Genomic DNA, 16,216 nt, shown 5'->3' with positions numbered 1-16,216 from the left:
TCTACCACCAGCCAGTGCGATGGGAGGCACGATGAGCGAAGTTAGCCGAATCCTGTTTGAAGTGGGAGCGGGAACGCTTGCGACGGTGCTCGGCATCCTCTCCCAATGTCGCGCCGCTCGCCGCTCGCGCCAGGAAGCGGATTCCGGTGGCGGGATGTCTCTCGAAGAGATCGGCCTCCAACTCGACGCGCTCGATGCGTTGATCGAGGCGGAGACTGAGCCCGCCGTGCGAGTGCGACGTGAAGACCACGAGTGGCGGGCAATGATCCGGCGGACTCTGCTCGACATTGACGACCTGGCGGCCCTGCCCGATCCGCCGCCGCGCGGAGCGCACGACGAACTGCTTCAACTCGGCCCGCTCGGGACTGCGGTCGCCGACGCGATCTCCTCTGATCCGCAAGCCGGCCCGGGCGAGCGGGCGCGGGTGTTCCTGTCCACCGGACGGTTCTTTAATGGCAACGGCGGTTCATTCTCATTCCTGCTGGTTGGCAATCGCGGCCGCCAGCAGCTCACGATATCCTCAGGGGCGAGCCAGTCCGACATCGTTGCTTGGATTCGGCAGTTCTCCGAGTTCACGGGTATGGTCGGGCTTGTGGACACTGCGAACCCCGACCTGATCCGCCTGACGTCGTTGCGTCGCGGCGCAAATCACTTCGTCGGAGCCGGACGCATATCCGGCAGTCCGCATAACGCCTTCTACGACGAAAACCGCGCCAACCCCGCCGATCGCCAGCTCGATTTCGGCGCGTGAGCCGCGTCGGCCATACGATCCGCCGAGGTGCAGACGCTTTCGCAGATCCGTGAACTTCTCGCCCAGCGCGACCTGCGGCCGAAGCACCGCTTCGGGCAGAACTTTCTCCACGACCAGAACCAGCTGCGCAAACTGATCGCCGCCGCGGATGTGCGGCCAGGCGAATTGATCCTCGAAGTCGGCCCCGGCACCGGCACACTCACCGAGGCCCTGCTCGAAGCGGGCGCAGAAGTAGTCGCGTGCGAAATCGACGCCGACATGGCGGGCATCGTCGCCGAGCACGTGACGCCGCGATTCCCCGATCGCCTCACGCTCATCGAGACGGATTGCCTCTCCACCAAGCACGAGATTGCGCCGGAAGTGACGGCACATCTCCGCCGTCCGTTCAAGCTCGTGGCGAATCTGCCCTACCAGATCGCCAGCCCGCTGCTCTCGACGCTGCTCATCGACTGGGTCGACCCGGCGCCCGCCACGCCCTGCACGGGCATGTTCATCACCGTGCAGCGCGAGGCGGCCGAGCGCATCGTCAGTGGCCCGCGGACGAAGCAGTACGGCGTTCTTTCGGTGCTTTGCCAGGCGCTGGCCGAAGTTGAGATGATCGCCAGGCTCGGGCCGCAGTGCTTCTGGCCCGCGCCGAAGGTGGACAGCGCCATGATCGCCATCCGGCCGCGACCCGAACCGGCCGTGCACGACCGCCGCGGCTTTGCGGCCTTTCTGCAGCGTCTCTTCAGCAGTCGGCGCAAGCAGTTGGGCGGCATTCTCGGCCGCGACTGCCGCTGGCCTGAAGGGATAGATCCCTCGCAGCGACCTGAGGAACTTTCGGTGTCGCAGATCGCCGCGCTGCTCGAAGCCGTCAGAGGGTGAGTCACCCTGTTTTGATCCAGCGCAGCGTGAATTCTCCCGACAAGTCCGTCTTCGCGCGAACCTTCAGAGGGCCAGCCCCTATCATCGTTAAACAAGGTAATCTGGATCGTCTGGGAGTCCGACTCGACTCGCAGACCTGACACGTTGGGAGGGATTGGCATGGCAACAAACCGCTCAGGCAACATCAGACCCGGGGGCACAGGCGTCGCCACCCGCTCGCGGTCGGAACGCTCGGTCGCGCCGCCGGCGCCCGTGGAGGTCCCAGCGCTCGCCCGTCGGCAGACGCCGGGCGTCATCACGCACGACATGATTGCCGCGCGGGCCTACGAACTCTGGAAGATGCGCGGCGGCGATGCCGACCAGAACTGGCGCGAGGCCGAGCAGCTGCTGCGCAGCGGGATGTAGTCGTTCCGCCTGGCCGGTTCACTTCCGCTTGACGCTCTGCCGCACCTTCTTGCGAGGAGCAGGCGATTGCTTCTTGGGTGAGCGCTTGGCGCTGCGCGGCTTGGCCGGGCTCGCGCCATCGCCGCCGCCGAGATGTTTGCGCATCCACCGTCCGGTGTGGCTCGCGTCGATGCGCATCACGTCTTCGGGCGTGCCCGCGGCCACGACGCTGCCGCCCGCCTCGCCGCCTTCGGGGCCGAGGTCAATGATCCAGTCGGCGCACTTGACCACATCCAGGTTGTGTTCGATGACGACGAGCGTGTTGCCCTGTTCAGCGAGTCGATTCAGCACCGACAGCAGTTTCTTGATGTCGGCAAAGTGCAGCCCGGTGGTGGGCTCGTCGAGGATGTAGAGCGTGTGCTGGCTCTGGCCGTGCAGCGTCGAACCCTTGCCCAGTTCGGCGGCGAGTTTGATGCGCTGCGCTTCGCCGCCTGAGAGCGTCGTCGAAGGCTGGCCGATCTGGATGTAATCGAGCCCCACGTCGTGCAGGCACTCGAGCATGCGCAGAATCGCCGGGTGGGCTTCGAAAAACTCGACGCCCTCTTCGACGGTCATCGCCAGCACCTGAGCGATGTTCTTGCCCTTGAAGGTGATTTCGAGCGTTTCGCGGTTGTAGCGGGTGCCGCCGCACGCCTCGCACTCGACATAGACGTCGGGCAGGAAGTGCATCTCGATCTTCTTGGTGCCCTGGCCCTCGCAGACTTCACAGCGCCCGCCCTTGACGTTGAAACTGAACCGGCCCGGCTGGTAGCCGCGCACGCGGGCTTCCTTCGTCTTCGTGAAGAGTTTGCGGATGTCATCAAAGAAGCCGGTGTACGTCGCGGGATTGCTGCGCGGCGTGCGGCCGATGGGAGATTGATCCACGTCGATGATGCGGTCGATCTTGTTCAATCCGGTGATGCGCTTGTGCTCGCCGGGCTTGTCGCGGCCGAGGCTGAGATGGCGCCGTACGGCCTTGAGCAGCACTTCGTTTACGAGCGTCGATTTGCCCGAGCCGCTCACGCCGGTCACGCAGATGACGCCGCCCAGAGGAAATGAGACGTCAATGTTCTTGAGGTTGTTGGCGCTGGCGCCCTTGACGGTGATGGCCGTGCTCGCGCTCATCTCGCGCCGCTGCTGGGGAAGTTCAATGCGTTCTCTGCCCGAGAGATACTGTCCGGTGATCGAGTCCTTCGACGCAATAATGGCCGCCACGTCGCCCTGCGCGACGATGAGACCGCCGTGCACGCCCGGCCCGGGGCCGAGATCGAGAATGTGGTCGGCGGCGCGGATCATGTCTTCATCGTGCTCGACGACGATGACGGTGTTGCCGATGTCGCTCAGGTGTCGCAGCGTCGCAATGAGCCGGTCGTTGTCGCGCTGGTGCAGGCCGATGGTCGGCTCGTCGAGGACGTAGCACACGCCCACGAGTCCCGTTCCCACCTGCGTCGCCAGGCGGATCCGCTGCGCTTCGCCGCCCGAGAGCGTGCCCGTGCGCCGGTTGAGATTGAGATAGCCCAGGCCGACGCTGCGCAGGAAGCCGAGCCGGGCAAGAATCTCCTTGAGAATCGGCCGGGCGATCTCCTGCTGCTCGCGCGTCAGGACGAGGCCCGCGGCGAAGTCGTCCGCTTGCTCGACGGTCATCTCCGTGAAGTCGGCGATGTTGATGCGCCGCTCGCCGGGGCCGGTCAGGAAGACGTGCAGCGCTTCGACCCGCAGGCGCCGCCCGCGGCAGGCCGGGCAGGGTGTCTGGCTCAGCAGCATGCTCAGTCGCTCTTTCACCCGCTCGTTCTGCGTGTTGGCGAAGCGCTCCTTGAGGATCGGAATCACGCCGGTGAAGTGGGGGGCCGCCTTGCCGTTGCGCTTGCGGCCGCTCTGGCCCGAGCCGTCGAGGAGAATCGAGCGGTGCTCGCGCGGCAGCGAGGCAAATGGCGTGTGCATGTCGATGCCGAAGCGCTTGCACGCCCGCCGGATCGCCGCCGAAAACCACGAGCGGTACGCGTGGCCGATCTTCGCGAACGCGCTGATGGCGCCCTCCGCGATCGTCAGCGAAGGATCGTCAACGATGAGATCGAGATCGAACTCCTGGATCGTGCCCAGACCCAGGCACGTCGGGCAGGCGCCAAAAGGCGAGTTGAAACTGAACAGGCGCGGCTCGAGTTCCGGCAGACTGCACTCCGGATGCACCGGGCAGGCGAAGTGTTCGCTGTAAAGTTGATCCAACCAGGTGTCGGTTCCCTCCGCCCCTTGCTGGGTCGAGACGATCAGCAGCCCCTCGCCCAACCGCAACCCCGTCTCGACCGAATCCGCCATGCGCCCGCGCCCGTCCGCCCGGACGATCACGCGATCGATGACGGCTTCGATGCTGTGCTGTTCGTAGCGCCCGAGATTGAGCGGATTCTCGCCCGGCTCCTTGAGCGCTTCGCGCAGGTCGATGATGCCGCCGTTCACGCGGGCGCGGACGAAGCCTTCCGTTTGCAGCTTCTCGAGGACGTCACGGTGGTAGCCCTTCTTGCCGCGCACCAGTGGCGCCAGCAGCATGAGTTTCGTGCCTTCAGGCAGGGCCATGATGGCATCGACGATCTGCGTGGCGCTGGATCGCTGGATGACGCGATCGCAGAGAGGTTCGCTGCCGTCAGCGCCATGCCAGCAGCGCGGCGTGCCGCAGCGCGCAAAGAGCAATCTCAGGTAGTCGTAGATTTCCGTCGTCGTGGCAACGGTCGAGCGCGGATTGTGTCCGCTGGCGCGCTGCTCGATGGCGATAGTCGGCGGCAGGCCCTCGATGGTCTCGACATTGGGCTTCTGCAACTGGTCGAGGAATTGCCGCGCATACGCCGACAGCGACTCCATGTACTTCCGCTGACCTTCGGCGAAGATCGTGTCAAACGCGAGTGAACTCTTTCCCGAGCCCGACAGGCCGGTGACGACGATGAGCTGGTCGCGCGGTATATCTACGTCGATGCCGCGCAGGTTGTGCTCCCGCGCGCCGCGCACGCGGATGCTCTGGCTGGTTGAAGTCCGATTGGGCAAAGGCCGCTCCTGGTTGGAGTCAATGATATGCTCGGGCCACGGAATCACGGCCGGCCGGGCGTGCCACAAGGCCGAGACGGATGCGGCGAGACTCTTCCTCTACTGCCTCCGCTGCGCGCACGAGAAAAAATTCTTTATCCGAACAGCGGTGGGCTGGGCGGCGGCGATACTCGCACGCCAAGCGGCGGGCGGTGCGCGCCTTCCCGAGCAGGCACAAGACGGAGCCATCAGGGTTGAGTTTTCGCGAGGGGGCGAAGCAGTTGCTGCGCGCGAAAGAGATGGAAAGGGTCCAGCGAGGGTGCTGTGAGACCGGGCCGCCGCAGATGCTCACATGCGAATCAGTGAAGATTGGCAATCTGATCGCAGTGCTGTTTGAGCGAATCGAGAACGCCAGCTTCGTCTTGGTATTCAATGTTTTTCAATTGGTGAATTGCGGCAATTGCGTCGTCTTTCAGTCCCGGATAGTTGAGTACGAGCTGATACAACAGCCCGGGGAGTTGGCACGCCGCTTCATCGCGAGTTTGGCGCAGCGGCTCGGAAGGCATCTCTATGACGACCTCATCCAAGTGGTCGATGAGGAGGCGGGCAAAGTTCTCGGAATGATCGAATCGAACTGCGTGGTCAAAAGCGGGATCAAACGTGTGACACAGTTCGTCAAGTCCCGGTCCGTCGCCAATCGGATAGGCGTTGCGCAACATTCGGCGAAAGTCATCAAAAGAAAGATCTGGCATTCATCTCTCTGCCTGTGCAAGCCGCCCCCGAGAGAGTGGGAGCAGATCGCGCACACAAACCATAGGCCCGAAGGCGTCGCAGGCGGCGCTGCTAAACTTCGTTGCCTCCGGCTCTCCCTGATGCCTGCTTCATGCTCATCCTCCACCTCTCAACCCGGCTCATACTCGGCGGCTCGCAGGAGAACACCGTTCTCTCCTGCGAAGGGCAGGCGCGGGCCGGGCATGAAGTGCACCTCGCATTTGGCCCCATCTACGGGCCCGAAGGCTCGCTGCTCGAACGCGTTCAGGCGTTTCGCACGGCCGATGCTCGCGGCATAACGACGCACACCGTGCCTCATCTCGTGCGCGAACTATCGCCCTGGCGCGATCGGATGGCTTACAGCGAGTGCCGCCGCCTCATCGCGAAGATCGATCCCGACATCGTGCACACGCACTCATCCAAGGCCGGCATCCTCGGCCGCCTCGCCGGGTGGAAGGAGGGTGGCGCTGCCGGTCGGCGCGGCATCATCCACACCATCCACGGCCTGCCCTTCCACCCCTACGAGTCGCGCTGGCGTAACTGGGTCTACATTCAGGCCGAACGCATTGCGGCGCGGCGCTGCCACGCCATCGTGACCGTCTGCGACGCCATGAAGACCCAGGCGCTGGCTGCGAAGATCGGCCGCGACGACCTTTACACCACCGCCTACAGCGGCATGGAGACCGAGCAGTTTCTCGATCCCGGCGTGACGCGCGAGCAGGTGCGCGAGCAACTCGGCCTGTCACCCGAGGATTTCGTCATCGGCACCGTGGCGCGCCTTGCCGAACTCAAGGGTCACGATGATCTGCTCGACGCGATCGGCGAGATCATGCGCGTCAGTCCGAACTGGAAAATGCTCTGGGTGGGCGACGGCTGGTGGCGCGATCGGCTCATGAGCAGGGTGCGCGAACTCGGGCTCGAGAAGCAGGTCATCCTGACGGGCCTGGTTCCGCCGGAACAAGTGCCGGCGATGATGCGCGCGATGGATGTGCTCGTTCACCCGAGTTACCGCGAGGGGCTGCCGCGCACGGTGCCGCAGGCGCTGCTCAGCGGTGTGCCCGTCGTCGCGTACAGCGTAGATGGCGCGCCGGAGGTCTGCATCGACGGACAGACCGGTCGGCTCGTTGCGCCCGGACAGCGCCGGGCGCTGAGCGAGGCGATCGCCTGGATGGCGGATCACCCCGCCGAGCGGGCAGCAATGGCCGAGCGTGGCCGCGAACTCTGCCGCGAACGCTTCAGCGTGCAGCGCATGGTCGACGATCTGCAGGTGGTCTACGAACGCGTCCTCCAGCGGCTGACGGGCCGGTCGTCCGGCTCGACATAAGGCGCCACGAGGCAGTGGCGCATCTCATCATTGACGAGATGACGCGCCAGCGCCAGGGCGCGATCGCGGCCGACGGGCATGGTGTGCACCACGGCGCGCTGATCCACGAGCTCGGTCGTGTCCACATCGATTCCATGCAGATTCAGGGCCGCGAATACCCGCTCCGGAGAGAAGGCTCTGCCCGGCGCGACAGCGCGGATGTAGTGCCGACGCATCGCGGGAACTTCTTCCAGCGGCTGGGCGGCTGTGGACGTCGCTTCGCGCGCCGCTGCGTGACGGCGCGCAGGCACCATCGCGAGCAGGTCGCTGATGACCGCGCTGGCGGTCGGCTTTGCTCCGGCGCCGGGGCCGTGCAGTCGAATCGCTCCGGCGTGCTTCGCGATGATCTCGAACGCATTCTCGCATCCCCTCGCCGCCGCCAGCGCATGACCGCGCGGAACGAGAGTGGGCCCAACGCGCAGCGACAGGCGCCCATTGCCATCGCACTGCGCCTCGGCGACCAGGCGAATAACGCAGTGCTGCCGCAGCGCGCACTGCACGTCCTCGGCCGTGATCGATTCGATCCCGGTCGTGTGCACGTCCTGAACGCGCGGCCATCCCCAGCCGGCCCGGTGCGCCAGAACGCACAGTTTCTCCGCGCTGTCGCGGCCGGTGATGTCGGCCGAGGGATCCGGTTCGGCGTATCCGAAGCCCTGGGCCTGGACCAGCGCCTCAGAGATCGAACAGCGCGTCTTCTCAACGCGTTCGAGGATGAAATTGCACGTGCCGTTGACGATGCCGCGAATCGCGCTGATCCGGTCGCCGCGCAGCTGGTCGAGCGCGGCGAGCACCGGCACGCCGGCGCCGACCGCGGCTTCGTACCGCAAGTGAACGCCTCGCGTGCCGGCGATTCGGTGCAGCGATTCGCCATGCCGCGCGATGACCGACTTGTTGGCCGTCACGACCGGTACGCCGCGCTGCAGCGCCGCTTCGATATGCGTGCGCGCGGGCTCGACGCCGCCAAGCAGTTCGATCACAACGTCAGGCCGACTCACGAGTACGTCGTCAAATGAATCGGTCAGCAGGTCGCGCGGCGCGGGCCGCTCGCGTGCGAGATCGCGCACGAGCACAGAGACGACCTCGATCGACGACCGCGACTGCAGTTGCCGGACCACCTCCGAGCCGACGTTGCCGCACCCGAGGATGGCGATGCGGCTGATCGCCTTCGATATTGATACGGGTGTATCGAGCAGGCGGATCATGCCGACACCTGCTCTTCCCGCCCGGCCCGCGCCGACTGCTCCAGCGCTGCATCGAGGTCGTCGATGAGGTCGTGCACGTCCTCGATGCCGACCGAGAGGCGCAAGAGGCCGTCGCCGATTCCGATGCGACGACGCTCGGCCGGCTCGACCGCGGCGTGGGTCATGGTCGCGGGGTGGCACAGCAGCGACTTCACGCCGCCGAGGCTCTCGGCCAGCGGCCAGAGGCGCAACTGGCCGATGAGCGACCTCACCCGCTCGATGCCGCCTTCGAATTCGACGCTGACGACGGCGCCGAAGCCCGACGCCTGGCGCTTCGCGAGTTCATGCTGCGGGTGACTGCCCAGCCCCGGATAGATCACGCGTCGCACCTCTGGGTGCGCTTCGAGATGTTCGGCGATGCGCTGGGCATTGGCGGCGTGCTGGCGCACGCGCAGCGAGAGCGTCTTGATGCCGCGCAGCAGCAGGAAGCACTCCTGCGGCCCCGGAACGGCGCCGGTTGCATTCTGCACGAACTTCAATTCGGCGAATGTCTCTTCGTCGTTGGTCACCAGGGCTCCGCCGAGCACATCGCAGTGCCCGCCAATGTACTTGGTCGTCGAGTGCAGGACGATGTCGGCCCCGAGTTGCAGCGGCTGCTGATGCACCGGCGTGGCAAACGTGTTGTCCACGACGCTGCGGATGCCGCGCGCTCGCGCGACGGCGCAGCACGCCTGGATATCCGTGATCCGCAGCAGCGGATTCGACGGTGTTTCGAGCCAGAGTAGCCGGGTCGCGCCAGTGATGGCCCGCTCGACGTTGCGCACGTCCGTCGTGTCGATGAGCGAGAAGGTGACGCCGAAACGCGAGAAGATCTTCGTGAAGATGCGGTAGCACCCGCCGTAGAGATCCTGCGAAGCGACGACATGATCGCCCGCGCTGAGGGTCTGGAGCAGGGCGTTGACGGCCGCGAGCCCGCTCGCAAACGCGAGCCCGTATCGCGCGCCTTCGAGTGCGGCCAGGCTGGACTCGAGGGCCGTGCGCCCGGGATTGCCCGTGCGCGAGTAGCAGTAGTCGGGCTGTCCGCCAAGTTCATGCTGGGCGTAGGTGGTGGTCTGGTAGATGGGCGTAACGACGGCGCCGGTGAGGGCGTCGTTGGGCTGGCCGGCGTGGATCGCCAGCGTGTCAAAGCGGTAAGACATGATTCGATTCCCCTTGTTCGGGAGTGCTGAAGGCAGAAGCACAACGCGGTCCGGTGCAGGCCCGGACGGGGGAATCGAGTCATTGCGGTGGTGGGGAACGGTCGATCAGCGAGCGACGCCCAACCAGCCGCAGGATTCGAATCCCGCGCCCGGGCTGGGCATGGACATCATCATGTCCGTCGCGATGTGAAGGCGATCAACCATCGGCATCGAGGATAGCCTTGCGGCGGCGGCCGTCAAGCGGCAGTTCGCCTACGAGGCCGCGATGGCCTCCTGGTAGCAGCGAATGACCTTCGCGCGCGTGATCAGGCCGAGCGGCTGGCTCGGGTTGCGCTGCGCCAGCAGGCACAGGCTCGCCACGTCGTGTTGGGCGAACTTGTCGAGAACCGTGTCGAGCGTTTCTTCAGGATCGATCGTCGGCAGATCCGTGCGCAGCAGTTCAGCAACCAGCAGCAGGGGGATGGCCTCGCGATCGACCAGCGCCGTGCGCAGGTCTTCGCCCGTTACCATGCCGAGATAAGCGCCGTGTTCATCGACGACGACGAAGTCCGGAGCCGTGCGCGGCATGTGCATGGCGATGAGTTTGGACAGCGGATCAGACGGATAGATCGGCTCGCTGGGCAGGGGCGTCGGCGGCACGGTGCGGGCCTGCACGCGGCGCATGATGGTCAGGTCGCGCCCGCCGCCGAGCAGCACGCCCGCCTGGCGCAATTTCATCGTGTAGATTGAGTCGCGCATCCACAGGTGCGAGCCGATGGCCGCGATGATGGCCGTGAGCATTGCCGGTAGCATGACAAACGGCTCGCGGGTCAGTTCGAACAGCAGCAGAATCGCCGTGAGCGGCGCGAAGGTCGTGCCTGCGATCACGGCGGCCATGCCGACGAGGGCATAGGAAGCGGGCGTCACGCCAGCGGGTATGAGCGAGAGCCGTTCGAGAATGAGGCCGAACGCTGCGCCCGTCGTCGCGCCGATGTACAGGCTCGGCGCGAACACTCCGCCGGATCCGCCCGAGCCCAGCGTCAGGCAGGTGCCCAGTGCTTTGAACAGCGTCAGCAGCACGAGAACGCTGATGAGCAGCGGCGGCGCATCGGCCTCGGCGGCTGCGTCGTCGGCTCGGTCGTCCACCGTGTCCGGCTCATCATTCCGAACGGCGATCTCCGTCTGCACGCGCTCGATATCTGCCGCCGGCGCGGCCAGTGGCTGAGGCTCGTAGGTTCGTGGCTCGATGAGATGGACGATGGTGGGGTAGCCGTTGCCGTAGAACGGCGGCACGTGCTGGTTGGCGTTGTAGGGGCCCCGCATGAGCAGCACCCAGATGATTCCGGTGATGCCCAGCAGCGCCGCGCCCAGCACCGGCAGCAACACGCGCGGCATTTTCACTTTTGCGAACTGATCCTCCGCGAAGTGGAGCAGGCGCGTCATACCGACGCTCACCAGTACGCAGACCAGGCCCAGCAGCACGTAACTGGGCATCTCGGCAAAGGTAAATTCATAACCGGTCAGTTCGACGGCAAAGATCGCATCCTTGTTGTGCAGCAGCGCCTGCGTCACCGCAGTGGAAAACACGCTGGCGACCATGATCGGGGTGAACGTCTTGAGCGAGAAGTCGCGCAGCAGGATCTCAAGAGCGAACAGCACGCCTGTAATAGGCGCGTTGAAGATCGAAGCGATCCCGGCGGCAGCGCCGCAGCCGACCAGAGTGCTCAGATCAATACGCGTGACTCGCGCGATCTGCCCGAAGACCGAGCCGGACGTCGAGCCGATCTGCACGATCGGCCCCTCCGCTCCGGCCGAGCCGCCCGAGCCGACGGTGGCAATCGAGGCAAGGACTTTGACGACGCCCACTTTCCAGGAGATCTTGCCGCCGCGCCGGGCGATGGCGTCGATAACCTGCGGTACGCCGTGGCCTTCGGCGTCTTTGGCAAAGGTCTGAACGAGGATCCCGGTTACGAGCGCCCCGGCCATGGGCAGTAGGGGAAGCAGCCAGATCGGCCAGGATCGCTGCTGCTCGTAGCAGAGATGCTCGGTCCAGTGCAGCGCCTTGGCGAAGCCGACCGCGCCGGCGGCCGTCAGCGTGCCGATGATCGCGCCGTAGATGATGAGCACCCAGTCCCGGCCGAGGTCGAGATTCAGTCGCCTGATGCGGCCGACGAGGTTGCGCAGCAAATCAGTCATCGGCAGGCATGGTGCGGCTCGATCTCGGGGGCCGACGGGACGCGCCGGCTGCAATTGGGCCCGGAATGCATCAAGCCCCGGGAGTTCCGGGGCTTGCAAGAGCGGGTGATGAGATTCGAACTCACGACTTTCACGTTGGCAACGTGACGCTCTACCACTGAGCTACACCCGCGCGACGAGGCGGAGTATACCGGGTCATCGGGTTTTTGACAAGTGAGGTTGAAGGCTCATCGCGCTCCCGGCAGCCGCTGCCGCTTGCCCAGCCGATTGAGTGCCTCTTGCAGCCGGTCGAGAACCTCGCGCTCCAGCTCCGGGTCGCCGAACAGCCCGATCCGCAGATACGCCCGTTGCGGACCGGCGGCGCTTTCCCGGTCGCCGGTGACGATCAACATTCCCTCATCAGCGGCGAGTGTGCGCAGGGTGAAACGTGCCGCAAAGCGCCAGCGGTCCACGCTCACTACTGTGAGATCGACCGAATGTTCCGACACCCCAGCCCCCTTGACGGCGGCCTCGAGATCGATCCAGCGGCCGGTGATGGTCGCGGTGCTCCACGGGCCGGGCACTGGTGGCGCCGGTTCACTGCCGGCCGGCGCCTGGGTCAATCCCGCGGCGATCGCCTCCGCCAGGCGGCGCTCGCGCTCAGGCCGGCCCAGCAGGCCCAGCCGTGCTTCCACGGCGGTCTGATCAGGCAATTGGGGGTCGTACTTGATCACCAGAATCTCACCGGCTTCGTTCCCCTCCTCGAGGAGTCTGCCGTGCACGAAAGCCGGCGCCGACTCGCCCACGTGCAGCTCGAACCCCTCGCGTGAGAGCAGCGTAATAACCTGGCTGGGCAGGTCTTGCGCGCTGGTCTTCGCTGTAGACCAGCCCGCGGGCTCGGGTGGAGGCGCCTGGTAGAAGTCCCGTTGGGTCTCGGCGCAGCCCCAAACGAACAGCGAACAGAGCAGTGTTGCCGGTCCGTATTGAATTCGTCGCCCCCTCCCCGATAGCCGATTAGAATCATGGGCATCCCGCAATGGGGACACAGAGGCGGACGGAAGGAACTTCGCGCCGGCAGGTGCGAACGGAGTGGACCTGTTGCTCGAACGCACGCTCAAGATTCCTCCAGGCATCGATCGCACGACCCTGCTCGGCTCCTCCGACAGGAACCTCAAGATGATCCGCGAAGCGCTGGGTGTTCACATCACGGCCGCCCAGGACGGCCGCGTCGTCCTGCGGGGCGATGAGGCAGCGGTCAACAAGGCCGCCGCGGTGGTCGAACATCTCGCGCGCCTGGCGCAGAGCCGCCAGTCATTATCGCGCGAGCAAGTGCTCGAGGCCATCGTGTCGGCACCGGAAGCCCCGCGCGTGGATGAAACGCTCGTGGGCGATGATCTGCCCGCGTGGGACGGCCTGATCAATGTCTACGCCTCCGGCCGGCCCGTGCGTCCAAAGACGCCCAATCAGGACCTCTACCTCGAGGCCATACGAACCAACGACCTCGTCTTCGGCGTGGGACCGGCCGGAACGGGTAAGACCTACCTCGCCGTCGCCGCCGCGGTGCACATGCTCAAAACCGGCCGCGTGAAGCGCCTCGTTCTAGCGCGGCCCGCGGTCGAGGCTGGCGAGCGGCTCGGCTTTCTGCCCGGTGATCTGCAGCAGAAGGTCAACCCCTACCTGCGCCCGCTTTTCGATGCACTGGGCGACATGCTCGATTACCAGTCGCTGCAGCGCTTCATCGCCAACGACGTGGTCGAGATCATCCCGCTGGCGTTCATGCGCGGCCGCACGCTTAACGACGCCGCGATCATTCTCGACGAAGCCCAGAACGCCACTATTTCTCAAATGATGATGTTCCTCACGCGCACCGGCCGGCGCAGCAAGTGCATCGTGACCGGCGATCCGAGTCAGGTGGACCTGGATGACCCGAGCCAATCGGGCCTCATCGACGCGGTTCGCCGCCTGCACCGCATCCGAGGCGTGGAGACGGTCGCGCTGGGTCGCGAGGACATCGTGCGCCACCGCCTCGTGCAGCAGATTGTCGAGGCCTACGGCTCTGAAGCCGTGTCGCGGGCCAGCAAACCCGAGCGGCCCTTCCGCGCCGGGCCTGCGGAGAGTCCGCCGCGCCGGCCGGCCGAGAGCGAGGTGGCGCCATGACCCGCACGAATACCACGCGCGTGACGCGCCGCGGCGGGCGGCCGCAACTGCCCGGCCGGCGCGAGGAGTTCCGCCGCACGCGCTCGCCGGCCGATCGCCGCCCGCCCGCGACATGGCGCGACCGCCCCGAGATTCTCATTGCGCTGGGGATCGCGGCGTTGTATGTACTGGGTGCGGCGAGCCTGATCGTCTGGTCGCGCGGCCAGGCGATGCTCAGCGCGGGCCTGATCATGCGCGACACCTTCGCCGCGCGCGTGTCCTTCAACGTCCTCGACGAAAGCCGCACGCGCGCCCAGAAGGAAGTGGCGATGCAGCAGGCGCCGCGCATCTACACCGAGGTCGAGAAGGTGACCGGGCCGCTGCGCCAGTCGATTCTCGGCCTGCCGCGCGCCGTCGCCAACCGCGCTTCGCTCTCGGAAGTGAATGAAACGCTGGTGCGCTCGTTCAATCTGACGCCGCAGGCGTTGGGAGCGCTGCATCAGTTCACCGACGAAACCGGCGAGACGAAGCCGGAGTGGTCGTCGCTCGTCGATCAGTTCTTCGATCGCACGGTATACCGCCGGCCCATCATCGACAGCGACCGCTGGCAGCTCGAGCCCACGCTTACCCCCGTGCCCATTCACCTCAGGCTGGCCAGCGGCGAGACGCGGACCGTGTCCGTCTCCGATTTTGTCGATGCAGAGGGCGAGGCCCCCGAAGGCGTGCGCGAGAGTGTGATTCGCATCTTTCCCGAGCCGCTGCGGGCGCCGATTCTCCATCGGCTGCTCGCCGAGCAGCAGCCGACGTTCCAGTTCGACGAGGCGGCGACGCAACTGACGGCCCGGCGCAACGCCGACGCCGTGCCCAACCAGTGGAACACGCACAAGCGCGGGGAAGTGCTCTACACGAGGGGCGAACGGCTGACGAATGAGCAGGTGCAACTCGTGACCGCCGAGCACGCCGCCTATCTCGACAATCTGCAGGCGCTGCCGCGCTGGATCGGCCGCCTTGGCATCGCCGGACTGGTGGCGCTCATCGCCGGATCGCTCGGAGCGTATCTCTCGATCTTCTACTCGACGGTGCTCAACCGCCCGCGACACCTGCTGTCGATGTCGGTCATGAGCGTCGCCGCGCTGCTGCTGACCGTCCTGGCGGCCCGCGCCATGCCGCAAGCACTGGTGCTGGCGATTCTGGCGCCGACGCTGCTGCTTACGGTGATCGTGCACGTCGCTTTCGGCCGGCAGATGGCCATCGGCGTCAGCGCCATTCACGCGCTGATCGTGTGCTTTGCCCTCGATCTGCGCATCAGCGCCCTGATCCTGCTCGTGGTCGGCTCCTGCGTCATCGTCGCGTGCCTGCGCGACATCCGCGACCGGCACACGCTGGTGCGTGCCGGGGTCATGACCGGAGCGGTGCTGGGCGTGGGCGCGATTCTGCGCTCCATCTGGTCGCTGCCGATGACCGAGCCCGCGCCGTTCTGGCAGGCAGCGCTCTACGACGGCCTCTTTGCCGCGTCGGCAGGGGTGCTCGTCGGCGTGTTCGCGCTGGGCGTTCTCTCGACGATCGAGCGGGTGTTCGACGTCACCACCGGCCTGACGCTTGTCGAACTGCGGGACCCCAAGCACGAACTGCTGCGTGAACTCCAGCAGCGCGCCCCGGGCACCTGGAACCACTCGCTGCAGGTGGCCACCATCGCCGAGACCGCCGCCGAAGCGATCGGCGCCAATTCGCTGCTGACCTACGTCGGCTCACTCTACCACGACATCGGCAAGATGAGCAAGCCGCAGTACTTCGTCGAGAACCAGGACGACGGGCTCAACCGCCACGAGAAACTCAGCCCGGCCATGAGCCTGCTGCTCATTGTCGGCCACGTCAAAGACGGCCTGGAAATGGCCCGCGAGTGGGGTTTGCCCAAGCCGATCCACCACTTCATCGAAGCCCACCACGGCACGACGCTCGTCGAGTACTTCTACCAGGTCGCCAAGGAGCGGGCCGAGTCGGGCAAGACGCACGACGACGTGAACGAAGTGGCCTATCGCTACCCCGGTCCGCGGCCGCGCACCAAAGAAGTGGCGATCGTGATGCTCGCCGACGCATCCGAGTCGGCGTCGCGCGCTCTGCCAGACTTCTCGCCGACGCGCATCGAGCAACTCGTCCGAAGCATGGGGCAGAAGCGCCTGCTCGACCATCAGTTTGACGAGTGCAACCTGACGCTGCGCGAACTCACGCTGATCGAAGACTCGATCATCAAGTCGCTCTGCGCCATTCGACATGCACGCATCGTCTATCCGTCGCAGCAGGTCGAGCGAGAAACCGCTGAACGCGAGCAGACTCCGCCCACACCGGCCGCCACGGCCTGACCGGG

Annotated in this window: 12 protein-coding genes and 1 tRNA gene; 6 read left to right on the top strand and 7 right to left on the bottom strand. The window is 65.9% G+C overall.

Annotated features, from left to right (window positions below; all coding sequences use genetic code 11):
- Positions 1-31 precede the first annotated feature (31 nt).
- The 3 genes from IT430_13275 (at position 32) to IT430_13265 (ending at position 2,020) form a co-directional block, all read left to right on the top strand.
- Complete coding sequence (locus IT430_13275; protein ID MCC6908908.1) at positions 32-751, top strand: hypothetical protein; 720 nt, start codon at positions 32-34, stop codon at positions 749-751.
- 27 nt (positions 752-778) lie between these two features.
- Positions 779-1,615: a ribosomal RNA small subunit methyltransferase A gene (gene rsmA / locus IT430_13270; protein ID MCC6908907.1), complete on the top strand. Its 837-nt coding sequence runs from the start codon at positions 779-781 to the stop codon at positions 1,613-1,615.
- A 159-nt stretch (positions 1,616-1,774) separates the two neighbouring features.
- Positions 1,775-2,020, top strand: a complete 246-nt coding sequence (locus tag IT430_13265) for a DUF2934 domain-containing protein (GenBank protein ID MCC6908906.1) — start codon at positions 1,775-1,777, stop codon at positions 2,018-2,020.
- 18 nt (positions 2,021-2,038) lie between these two features.
- Here IT430_13265 and uvrA read toward each other — a convergent pair whose 3' ends face one another.
- A complete protein-coding gene (gene uvrA, locus IT430_13260) occupies positions 2,039-5,038 on the bottom strand; it encodes an excinuclease ABC subunit UvrA (GenBank protein ID MCC6908905.1) in 3,000 nt (999 codons plus the stop codon).
- Positions 5,039-5,406: 368 nt separating this feature from the next.
- Positions 5,407-5,799 carry a hypothetical protein gene (locus IT430_13255; GenBank protein ID MCC6908904.1) on the bottom strand — a complete coding sequence of 131 codons (393 nt, stop codon included), beginning with the start codon at positions 5,797-5,799 and terminating at the stop codon, positions 5,407-5,409.
- A 131-nt stretch (positions 5,800-5,930) separates the two neighbouring features.
- On the opposite strand from IT430_13255, the gene IT430_13250 reads away from it, so the two are divergent.
- Positions 5,931-7,142, top strand: coding sequence for a glycosyltransferase family 4 protein (locus IT430_13250; protein MCC6908903.1), 1,212 nt, complete (start codon positions 5,931-5,933; stop codon positions 7,140-7,142).
- On the opposite strand, the gene IT430_13245 is transcribed toward IT430_13250, so the two are convergent.
- The 5 genes from IT430_13245 to IT430_13225 form a co-directional block, all read right to left on the bottom strand.
- The gene (locus tag IT430_13245; protein ID MCC6908902.1) at positions 7,091-8,383 is read right to left on the bottom strand and encodes a homoserine dehydrogenase; all 1,293 of its coding nucleotides are present in this window, start codon (positions 8,381-8,383) and stop codon (positions 7,091-7,093) included. The genes IT430_13250 and IT430_13245 overlap by 52 nt on opposite strands.
- Entirely contained in the window at positions 8,380-9,561 is a 1,182-nt protein-coding gene (locus tag IT430_13240) for a PLP-dependent transferase (GenBank protein MCC6908901.1), read from the bottom strand. Before IT430_13240 ends, IT430_13245 begins: the two co-directional genes overlap by 4 nt.
- A 252-nt stretch (positions 9,562-9,813) precedes the next feature.
- Positions 9,814-11,736 (bottom strand): chloride channel protein, encoded by a 1,923-nt coding sequence (locus IT430_13235; GenBank protein ID MCC6908900.1) that lies wholly within the window; start codon positions 11,734-11,736, stop codon positions 9,814-9,816.
- A 100-nt stretch (positions 11,737-11,836) separates the two neighbouring features.
- Positions 11,837-11,908: transfer RNA gene (locus tag IT430_13230), tRNA-Gly, on the bottom strand.
- 55 nt (positions 11,909-11,963) lie between these two features.
- Entirely contained in the window at positions 11,964-12,521 is a 558-nt protein-coding gene (locus IT430_13225) for a hypothetical protein (GenBank protein MCC6908899.1), read from the bottom strand.
- Between the two features lie 292 nt (positions 12,522-12,813).
- On the opposite strand from IT430_13225, the gene IT430_13220 reads away from it, so the two are divergent.
- Together IT430_13220 and IT430_13215 are read left to right on the top strand one after the other, a co-directional pair.
- The gene (locus IT430_13220) at positions 12,814-13,872 is read left to right on the top strand and encodes a PhoH family protein (GenBank protein MCC6908898.1); all 1,059 of its coding nucleotides are present in this window, start codon (positions 12,814-12,816) and stop codon (positions 13,870-13,872) included.
- The gene (locus IT430_13215; protein ID MCC6908897.1) at positions 13,869-16,211 is read left to right on the top strand and encodes an HDIG domain-containing protein; all 2,343 of its coding nucleotides are present in this window, start codon (positions 13,869-13,871) and stop codon (positions 16,209-16,211) included. Before IT430_13220 ends, IT430_13215 begins: the two co-directional genes overlap by 4 nt.
- Positions 16,212-16,216 lie beyond the last annotated feature (5 nt).

It is taken from the genome of Phycisphaerales bacterium (genome assembly GCA_020852515.1).
Taxonomy (GTDB): domain Bacteria; phylum Planctomycetota; class Phycisphaerae; order Phycisphaerales; family UBA5793; genus UBA5793.
This window is presented reverse-complemented; position numbering and strand designations above follow the sequence as displayed.

What these genes read in the sequence shown, in the direction of transcription:
- IT430_13275 (MCC6908908.1), top strand. Translation starts at nt 32, where the DNA reads ATGAGCGAAGTTAGCCGAATCCTGTTTGAAGTGGGAGCGGGAACGCTT.
- IT430_13265 (MCC6908906.1), top strand. Translation starts at nt 1,775, where the DNA reads ATGGCAACAAACCGCTCAGGCAACATCAGACCCGGGGGCACAGGCGTC.
- IT430_13255 (MCC6908904.1), bottom strand. Translation starts at nt 5,799, where the DNA reads ATGCCAGATCTTTCTTTTGATGACTTTCGCCGAATGTTGCGCAACGCC.
- IT430_13250 (MCC6908903.1), top strand. Translation starts at nt 5,931, where the DNA reads ATGCTCATCCTCCACCTCTCAACCCGGCTCATACTCGGCGGCTCGCAG.
- IT430_13245 (MCC6908902.1), bottom strand. Translation starts at nt 8,383, where the DNA reads ATGATCCGCCTGCTCGATACACCCGTATCAATATCGAAGGCGATCAGC.
- IT430_13240 (MCC6908901.1), bottom strand. Translation starts at nt 9,561, where the DNA reads ATGTCTTACCGCTTTGACACGCTGGCGATCCACGCCGGCCAGCCCAAC.
- IT430_13235 (MCC6908900.1), bottom strand. Translation starts at nt 11,736, where the DNA reads ATGACTGATTTGCTGCGCAACCTCGTCGGCCGCATCAGGCGACTGAAT.
- IT430_13215 (MCC6908897.1), top strand. Translation starts at nt 13,869, where the DNA reads ATGACCCGCACGAATACCACGCGCGTGACGCGCCGCGGCGGGCGGCCG.